The 8,257-nt window shown below is 53.4% G+C and carries 6 protein-coding genes; 3 read left to right on the forward strand and 3 right to left on the reverse strand.

The genetic code is table 11. The annotated features are described in order from the left end of the window. Positions 1-150: 150 nt before the first annotated feature. Entirely contained in the window at positions 151-1,536 is a 1,386-nt protein-coding gene (locus tag HMPREF2959_RS03180) for a 3'-5' exonuclease (protein ID WP_002243714.1), read from the forward strand. Between the two features lie 199 nt (positions 1,537-1,735). On the opposite strand, the gene HMPREF2959_RS03185 is transcribed toward HMPREF2959_RS03180, so the two are convergent. After that, entirely contained in the window at positions 1,736-2,515 is a 780-nt protein-coding gene (locus tag HMPREF2959_RS03185; RefSeq protein WP_002243713.1) for a ferredoxin--NADP reductase, read from the reverse strand. 233 nt (positions 2,516-2,748) lie between these two features. On the opposite strand from HMPREF2959_RS03185, the gene dinB reads away from it, so the two are divergent. Further along, positions 2,749-3,807 (forward strand): DNA polymerase IV, encoded by a 1,059-nt coding sequence (gene dinB, locus HMPREF2959_RS03190; RefSeq protein WP_002243712.1) that lies wholly within the window; start codon positions 2,749-2,751, stop codon positions 3,805-3,807. A 66-nt stretch (positions 3,808-3,873) separates the two neighbouring features. Here the strand turns inward: dinB and rep are convergent, their stop codons facing one another. Next, complete coding sequence (gene rep / locus HMPREF2959_RS03195) at positions 3,874-5,889, reverse strand: DNA helicase Rep (RefSeq protein WP_002243711.1); 2,016 nt, start codon at positions 5,887-5,889, stop codon at positions 3,874-3,876. Positions 5,890-5,908: 19 nt separating this feature from the next. Next, positions 5,909-6,673 (reverse strand): type I 3-dehydroquinate dehydratase, encoded by a 765-nt coding sequence (gene aroD, locus HMPREF2959_RS03200; RefSeq protein WP_002243710.1) that lies wholly within the window; start codon positions 6,671-6,673, stop codon positions 5,909-5,911. A gap of 253 nt (positions 6,674-6,926) precedes the next feature. On the opposite strand from aroD, the gene recA reads away from it, so the two are divergent. Then, complete coding sequence (gene recA / locus HMPREF2959_RS03205) at positions 6,927-7,973, forward strand: recombinase RecA (protein ID WP_002227189.1); 1,047 nt, start codon at positions 6,927-6,929, stop codon at positions 7,971-7,973. Positions 7,974-8,257 lie beyond the last annotated feature (284 nt).

Below are 8,257 nucleotides of genomic sequence, written 5' to 3' on the forward strand. Positions count from 1 at the left end.
GCCAGATACTCTATCCAACTGAGCTACGGGTGCGCTGCAAGAAAGATTTGAATTTTAGGGTAATCATCGGATTCTGTCAATTGTTTTGTTGGATGAAATGCCTTAAAAGTGTAAAATATCGGTTTGTTGTTTGAATTTAAAGAGAATAAAATGATTGTTGCTTCCCGTTGGCCCTTGCTGGAAAAGGCGTTTTTACGGTTTGGAATGCCGGTTGCCGTGGTCGATTTGGAATCGACGGGCGGCAATCTGTATGAAGACAGGGTAACCGAAGTGGCTTTGGTCAAGTTTGAGCAGGGAAGGGTGGTGAGGCATGAGTGGTTGGTTAATCCTCAAAAACCGATTCCGCAGTTTGTGGCGGGGCTGACGGGGATTTCAGACGGCATGGTTGCCGATGCGCCTGTTTTTGCAGAGATTGCCGGCGAGTTGTTTTCGGTATTGAAGGGTTGTGTGCTGGTTGCACATAACAGCCGTTTCGACTATACGTTTTTAAAGCATGAGTTTCATCGTGCGGGTATCGGATTTTCATCGCCTGCTTTGTGCAGTGTGCAGCTGTCCCGGTGTCTGTATCCGCAATTTTACAAGCACAGCCTAGACAGTATCATCGAAAGGTTGGGGATTGTTGTGGAAGACAGGCATCGTGCGATGGCGGATGTATCGGCATTGTGTGATTATTTGGAATACAGTCTGTCGGAACACGGGGTCGAGGAGTGGATCAGGCAGTGTTTCCGTTTGATGAATCCGAAACCGCTGCCTGCCGCGCTGCCCGAACGGTTGAGGGAACAGTTGTACGGTTTGCCTGACGGTATGGGGGTGCTTGCCTGTTTCGACGGCGGGGGAGCAATAAATTATATCGGTACGTTTGAACGGGTATATAGCGAGGTTTCGGCTTTATTGGATTCCGGAAAAGCCTCGTTTGATTGGTGCAATACGGAGGCAGTCCGTTTTTTTCCCGCATTGGGCAGGCTGCATGCCCATAAGGTTAAAGCGGAATTGGTCAGGCATTATGGGGCGGATTGTTACGTATCTGCCAAAAATCTGCTTAAAACATTTACGACCGTCAGGTTTGAAAAAGGTTCAGACGGCATGTTGGATGCGAAAACAGCGGCTTTGAAAAACGGTGTGGCGGACAATCCGCCTACCGGATTATTTGTCAATAAAAAGGCAGCGAGACGGGCTTTGTCGTTGTGGGCGGAAACATACGGATTGTGTCCTGCCGCAGCCGGTATCCTTCCGGACGGTTATGCAGAGGATGAGCCTTGTCCCGTATATGTTTCAGGCCGATGCGATAAGGCGTGTGGCCGTTCTGACGAACAGGTTTTGGCGTTTGCACACAAGTTGCCTGTTTTGGATTGGGGAAAAATGCATGAGGTGGAAATTACCGAAACCGATCCTTTAACGCGGGAAAAAGTCGTTCTGCATGGAATGGGCGGCGCATTGGAAATGGATGGCGGGCTTTGGTATTTCGATAAAGATTTGCCGGATGTGTTTAAGGCGAAGTTTAAAACGGACAGGAAAAATATTAAGGAAATCGGTTAAATCGATATCGGTTGGTGAAAGCCGGTAAGTATGTAAACAGCCGTTCGTATTGATTGCCTAATCGGTTTGGGTTGGAATATGTTGCCGTTTGTATGTATCCGAAAATGCCGTCTGAAGGCTTCAGACGGCATTTTTGCCGACGCGGTTTGCGTGTCGTGCCGGTTTGCCCGTCCGAGGCATCGGACAAGCAGGGTGGTTTTTAGAAGCCGTTTTCCATCATGATTTGACCGGGAATGCGGTTGCGGTGCATGGCGTAACCCATGTCGAGCAGCGTTTGGAAAGTGTCTTTGACCATTTCCGGGTTGCCGCAAATCATAAACCGTGTGGATTCTGGGGTGAACTTGGTATGCAGCGCCTGTTCGATGCTGCTGTTTTTTAAGAGTTCCGGAATGCGTTTTCCGCTTAAGCCCGAGGGGTTGGCGGCACGGGTGGTAACAGGGACGAAATGGAACGAGTGTCCGTATTCGCCTACCAGGGGATGTTCGGACAATGCGGCGAGCCGGTCGTTGAAAATCAATTCTTCGGGAAAAGATACGGAATGTATCAGGTTGACGGTATCGAAACGCTGTCGGATTTCAGGTTGTTCGAGAATGGAAAGGAAGGGGGCGATGCCGGAGCCGGTGCAGAGCATCACCAAATCCTTGCCGTCGGGGAAGCGTTCGGGCAGGAGGAAGCCGGTGGCATTTTTATCGAGCAGGATGGTGTCGCCCTGTTGCATTTTGGCGAAACGGGCCGACATGGGGCCGTCTTGGATGAGTACGGCAAAATATTCGAGCGTGTCTGCATATTCTGCGGAAACGATGGAGTAGGCACGCCAAATAAAGCCTTCCCCTTCGTAGAAACCGAGTCGGGAGAACTGTCCGGCTTTAAAACGGTAGGATTCGGGACGGCTGATGGCGAAAGTGATGAGTTTCGGCGTGTGGTGTTTGACCCACAAAATCTTTTCTTCAGTGAATTTTGCTTCGGGCGAGGCTGCCATGTTGTTGTCCTTGAGTGTGTTTGTCGGGATTATAGCCAATTTGGGTGTTTTTTTCCGCATTTCCTATGTCTGAATGACAATCAGGCAATATGCCGTTATCCGTTTGCCGGCTTTGTTTGCAGGCGTTTGCCTGTTTCCAACGCTGCGGATGCGGGGCTTCCCATATCGGGGCGTATATTTGGAATTTGCCCGATGCCGGCAGTAGAATATCCCTTTTATCCTCAGAAGAGCCGATGTCTTCACGCAAAATTATCCACATCGACATGGACGCATTCTACGCATCGGTAGAGCTGCGCGAACAGCCGCATTTGAAAGGGCGGCCGGTGGTCGTCGCGTGGGAGGGCGCGCGTTCGGTGATTTGCGCCGCATCGTATGAGGCACGGCAGTTCGGGCTGCATTCCGCGATGTCGGTGGCAACGGCGAAAAGGCTGTGTCCGCAAGCGGTGTATGTGCCGCCGCATTTCGATTTGTACCGTCAGGTTTCCGCGCAGATTCACGCCGTATTCAGGCGTTATACCGATTTAATCGAACCCTTGTCGCTGGACGAAGCCTATCTTGACGTTACCCGTAATTTCAAAAACATCCCTTACGCCAGTGAAGTTGCCAAAGAAATCCGTGCCGCCATTTTTGCGGAAACAGGTTTGACTGCATCCGCAGGCATCGCGCCGAACAAATTTCTGGCGAAAATCGCGTCGGACTGGCGCAAGCCGAACGGGCAGTTTGTGTTGCCGCCGCACAAAGTCATGGCATTTTTGGAAACCCTGCCTTTGGGCAAAATCCCCGGCGTGGGCAAGGTAACGCTGAAAAAAATGCAGTCGCTGGGTATGCGGACGGCGGGCGACTTGCGCCGTTTCGAGCGCGGCGAACTCTTAAACCATTTCGGACGCTACGGATACCGCCTCTATGATTTGGTGCGCGGTACGGACGAACGCCCCGTCAAAGCCGAACGCGAACGCCTCCAAATCTCCACAGAAATTACCCTGCCCGAAGACCTGCCGCTCGAGCAGGCTGCCGGACACCTCCCCCATCTTGCCGAAGACTTGTGGCGGCAAATCACGCGCAAAAACGTCGAAGCCCAAAGCGTAACGCTCAAGCTGAAGACCTACGATTTCCGCATCATCACGCGCACACTGACTTATTCCTCCGTATTGCCCGACTGCGCAGCTCTGCTGCAGGCTGCGCAAATGTTGATGGCGCGCGTCCCGCCGCAGACGGAAGACGCGTTCCGCCTTATCGGCATCGGCGTGGGACATCTTGTGCCGAAAAACCAGCAGCAGGGCTTGTGGGCGTAAACCGATTTACCACGCCGTCCAAAAAACATGCCGTCTGAAGCCTTCAGACGGCATTGCGGCTCCGGTTTAATCCGCCGCGCCGCTTTTTTTTAGGTTGTCGAGCCTTCCGATTATATCGGCAAGGTTGCGTCTGCCTTCTTCTTTGCTGACAATCGGTTCGCCGCCTTTGCGCCCCAGGATTTTCAAATCTTCCTGCGGCATTTCGTCTATGAATCGGCTGGGTTCGGGGAACTGCCATGTGCCTTGTTTTTTGCGTTTGACGCAGTGGGTCAGTGTGAGTTGGCGTTTGGCGCGGGTGATGCCGACGTACATCAGGCGGCGTTCTTCTTCGACGTTGCCCTCTTCGATACTGTCGTTGTGCGGCAAAACGCCTTCTTCGCAACCGACAAGGAAAACATACGGATACTCCAAACCTTTGGCGGCGTGTAGCGTGGATAGCGAGACGGCATCGGTTTCTTCTTCGTCTTTTCCTTCCAAAAGCGTCATCAAGGCGACGGTTTGGGCGAGTTCGATGATGTTTTTGCCGTCTTCCCCGCCTTTTCGCGCAAACCATGATACCAAATCGCCGACGTTGCGCCATTTGATTTCGCCGGCTTTGCCTTCTTCGTTTTGCATCAAATGGTTTTCATAGTCGATTTCTTCGAGCAGGCTGTTGATGAACTCGCCCGCTTCGCTGGTTTCGGCTTTGGCGAGGTAGCTGACGAACATATCCATAAAGGTTTGCAGGTGTTGGCGGTTGGTATTGTTCAGCGTGGCAAGGGCTTCTTCGTTTTGCGCGGCTTCATACAGGCTGCATTCGTGTTCGTGCGCGTAAGTGTTGAGCTTGCCCAGCGTGACATCGCCGATGCCGCGTTTGGGCGTGGTAACGGCACGCAGAAAGGCGGGATCGTCATTGGGGTTGGCAAGCAGCCGCACATAAGACAACACGTCTTTGATTTCGGCTTTGTCGAAAAAGCTTTGTCCGCCGGAGAGCTGGTAGGGGATGCGCGCACCGCGCAATGCTTCCTCGAAAATCCTCGCCTGATGCTTTCCGCGGTATAACACGGCGAAATCGGCATATTGGGTTTTGTCGCCGCCGATGAGTTTTTGTTTGACGATTTGGCTGACGACCCAGTCGGCTTCGTGCTGCTCGTTTTGGCAGGCAACGACTTTGACGGGCTCGCCTTCGCCCAATTTCGACCAAAGTTTTTTGGTGAACAGCTTGGGGTTGTTCTCGATGACTTTGTTGGCGATTTTGAGAATCCGCGCGGTGGAGCGGTAGTTTTGCTCCAGTTTGATGACCTTCATCTGCGGATAGTTTTCCTGCATTTTGCGCAGGTTTTCCATGTTCGCGCCGCGCCATGCGTAGATGGACTGGTCGTCGTCGCCGACGGCGGTAAACATACCTTCCGCGCCGGTCAGAAGTTTCATCAACGTAAATTGGCAGGTATTCGTATCTTGGCATTCGTCAACCAGCAGATAACGCAGCCGCCGCTGCCATTTGTTGCGCACTTCGCTGTTTTGCTGCAACAGCACGGCAGGCAGGCGGATCAAGTCGTCGAAGTCCACTGCCTGATAGCTTTGTAAGGTTTCCTGATAGCTCGCATACACGCGTGCGGTTTGTTGTTCCCAAATGTTCGATGCCGTCTGAACGACATCTTCAGGCGTTTTTAAATCGTTTTTCCACAAGGAAATCTGGTGCTGCGCCTTGAATACGGCTTCTTTGCCCGTACCGCCTAAGAGTTCGCCGATGATTTTCGCGCTGTCGGTAGAATCGAGAATGGAGAAGTTTTTTTTGTAACCGATATGGTTCGCCTCTTCGCGCAGAATCTTCATGCCCAAAGAGTGGAACGTGCAAATCGTCAGCCCGCGCGTTTGCGGTTTGGGCAGCATTTTGGCAACGCGCTCCTGCATTTCCGCAGCGGCTTTGTTGGTAAAGGTAATTGCGGCAACGGTATGCGGCAGGTAGCCGACATTGACAATCAAATGCTTAATTTTTTGAGTAATCACGCCGGTTTTGCCGCTGCCTGCACCGGCAAGGACGAGCAGTGGGCCGCCGAGGTAGCGGACGGCTTCGAGCTGTTGGGGATTGAGTTTCATCATGTTTTGATGCTGTCTGAAATCAGTCTGCGCCGTTTTCGAGGCAGTCGAGTGTCGCACGGAGGGCGGATACGCCGATTTGCCCCGGCGCGGAGTTTTGCGTTCCCGAACCGAACGTGATGCTTGAGCCGAACACCTGTCCGGCAAGGCGGCTGACCGCACCCGTCTGCCCCATCGACATCGTAACAACCGGTTTGGCGGCAAGCCGTTTCGCTTCGAGCGTGGCGGAAAGCAAAGTCAGCACATCTTCCGCGCTTTGCGGCATCACCGCAATTTTGCAGATGTCCGCGCCGCAGTCCTCCATCTGTTTCAGACGGCATACGATTTCTTCTTGCGGCGGCGTGCGGTGAAACTCATGATTGCAGAGCAGGGCGGCGATGCCGTTTTTTTGAGCATCCGCCACGGCGCGCCGGACGGCGGTTTCGCCGGCAAACAGCTCGATGTCGATGATGTCGGGCAGGCGGCTTTCGATCAGCGCGTCGAGCAGTTCAAAATAATAACCGTCCGAACACGGGAACGCGCCGCCTTCGCCATGCCGTCTGAACGTAAACAGCAGCGGCTTGTCGGGCAGCGCGTCGCGGACGGTCTGCGTGTGGCGCAATACTTCGCCGATGCTGCCCGCGCATTCCAAAAAGTCGGCGCGGAACTCGACGATATCGAAGGGCAGGTTTTTGATTTGGTCAAGTACGGCGGAAAGTACGGCGGCATCGCGGGCGACAAGCGGCACGGCGATTTTGGTGCGTCCGCTTCCGATAACGGTATTTTTGACAACAAGGCAGGAACACATAAAACAGGCACACACAGAAAAAACAGCCGCCATTATAACAAAGCCGGCCGCCTTTTAGACGGCATCCAGATTCCATTCCGGCACAAGCCGCCGCGTCCTGCCGCATATCGGCAAGCAAGGAAATATGCGATAATGGCAACCCCGTGAAGCAGCATTACCGATAGCCCGCACATCGGGAAAACGATACAAATCCCGCGCCGCAGCCCGTGTTGCGCCGCATCCCACATACCGCATTTGTTCCGGAGTAACCCCAATGTCAGACGACAAAAGCAAAGCCCTTGCCGCCGCACTGGCGCAAATCGAAAAAAGTTTCGGCAAAGGCGCCATCATGAAAATGGACGGCAGCCAGCAGGAAGAAAACCTCGAAGTCATTTCCACCGGATCGCTCGGATTAGACCTCGCACTCGGAGTCGGCGGTCTGCCGCGCGGGCGCATCGTCGAAATCTTCGGTCCCGAATCTTCCGGCAAAACCACATTATGCTTGGAAGCCGTCGCACAATGCCAGAAAAACGGCGGCGTGTGCGCCTTTGTCGATGCCGAACACGCCTTCGATCCCGTTTACGCCCGCAAACTCGGCGTAAAAGTCGAAGAGCTTTACCTCTCCCAGCCCGATACCGGCGAACAGGCTTTGGAAATCTGCGATACGCTCGTGCGCTCCGGCGGCGTAGATATGGTAGTCGTCGATTCCGTAGCCGCACTTGTCCCCAAAGCCGAAATCGAAGGCGATATGGGGGACAGCCACGTCGGACTGCAGGCGCGCCTGATGAGCCAGGCTTTGCGTAAACTGACCGGACACATCAAAAAAACCAACACGCTGGTTGTGTTCATCAACCAAATCCGGATGAAGATCGGCGTAATGTTCGGCAGCCCCGAAACCACCACCGGCGGCAACGCGCTGAAATTCTATTCTTCCGTCCGCCTCGACATCCGCCGCACCGGATCCATCAAAAAAGGCGAAGAAGTATTGGGCAACGAAACCCGCGTCAAAGTCATCAAAAACAAAGTCGCCCCCCCGTTCCGTCAGGCAGAGTTTGACATCCTCTACGGAGAAGGCATCAGTTGGGAAGGCGAATTGATCGACATCGGCGTAAAAAACGACATCATCAACAAATCCGGCGCGTGGTACAGCTACAACGGCGCAAAAATCGGTCAGGGCAAAGACAACGTCCGCGTCTGGCTGAAGGAAAATCCCGAAATTGCTGATGAAATCGACGCAAAAATCCGCGCCCTCAACGGCGTAGAAATGCACATCACCGAAGGGACGCAGGACGAAACCGACGGCGAACGCCCCGAAGAATAAAACCTGAAATCCCGATAAACGGTACTTCTGCTGCGAAGTACCGTTTTTTGAGCCGCCTCCGAACGGCTTGATTTGAGTTTTGGTATTTTTGCCCGACGGGGTGAAAAATACAGTTGCTACAGCCCGACCTACGCCTGCTTTGCCTCTATCCTGCGCCGACTTTACGGATGAAGCCTGCGCCCTTTTATGTGCAACACTTTGCACTTGCTGAACAAAATTCAAACGACCCTTTATATCAAATGCAAAAAATATGCCGTCATTCCCGCGAAGGCGGGAATCCAGAC

The sequence above is a fragment of the Neisseria sp. HMSC070F02 genome (assembly GCF_001814225.1).
GTDB classification, from domain to species: domain Bacteria; phylum Pseudomonadota; class Gammaproteobacteria; order Burkholderiales; family Neisseriaceae; genus Neisseria; species Neisseria meningitidis.

Bases quoted from the DNA above. Each gene is read 5' to 3' on its own strand.
- HMPREF2959_RS03180 (WP_002243714.1), top strand. From the start codon at position 151: ATGATTGTTGCTTCCCGTTGGCCCTTGCTGGAAAAGGCGTTTTTACGG.
- HMPREF2959_RS03185 (WP_002243713.1), bottom strand. From the start codon at position 2,515: ATGGCAGCCTCGCCCGAAGCAAAATTCACTGAAGAAAAGATTTTGTGG.
- dinB (WP_002243712.1), top strand. From the start codon at position 2,749: ATGTCTTCACGCAAAATTATCCACATCGACATGGACGCATTCTACGCA.
- rep (WP_002243711.1), bottom strand. From the start codon at position 5,889: ATGATGAAACTCAATCCCCAACAGCTCGAAGCCGTCCGCTACCTCGGC.
- aroD (WP_002243710.1), bottom strand. From the start codon at position 6,673: ATGTGTTCCTGCCTTGTTGTCAAAAATACCGTTATCGGAAGCGGACGC.
- recA (WP_002227189.1), top strand. From the start codon at position 6,927: ATGTCAGACGACAAAAGCAAAGCCCTTGCCGCCGCACTGGCGCAAATC.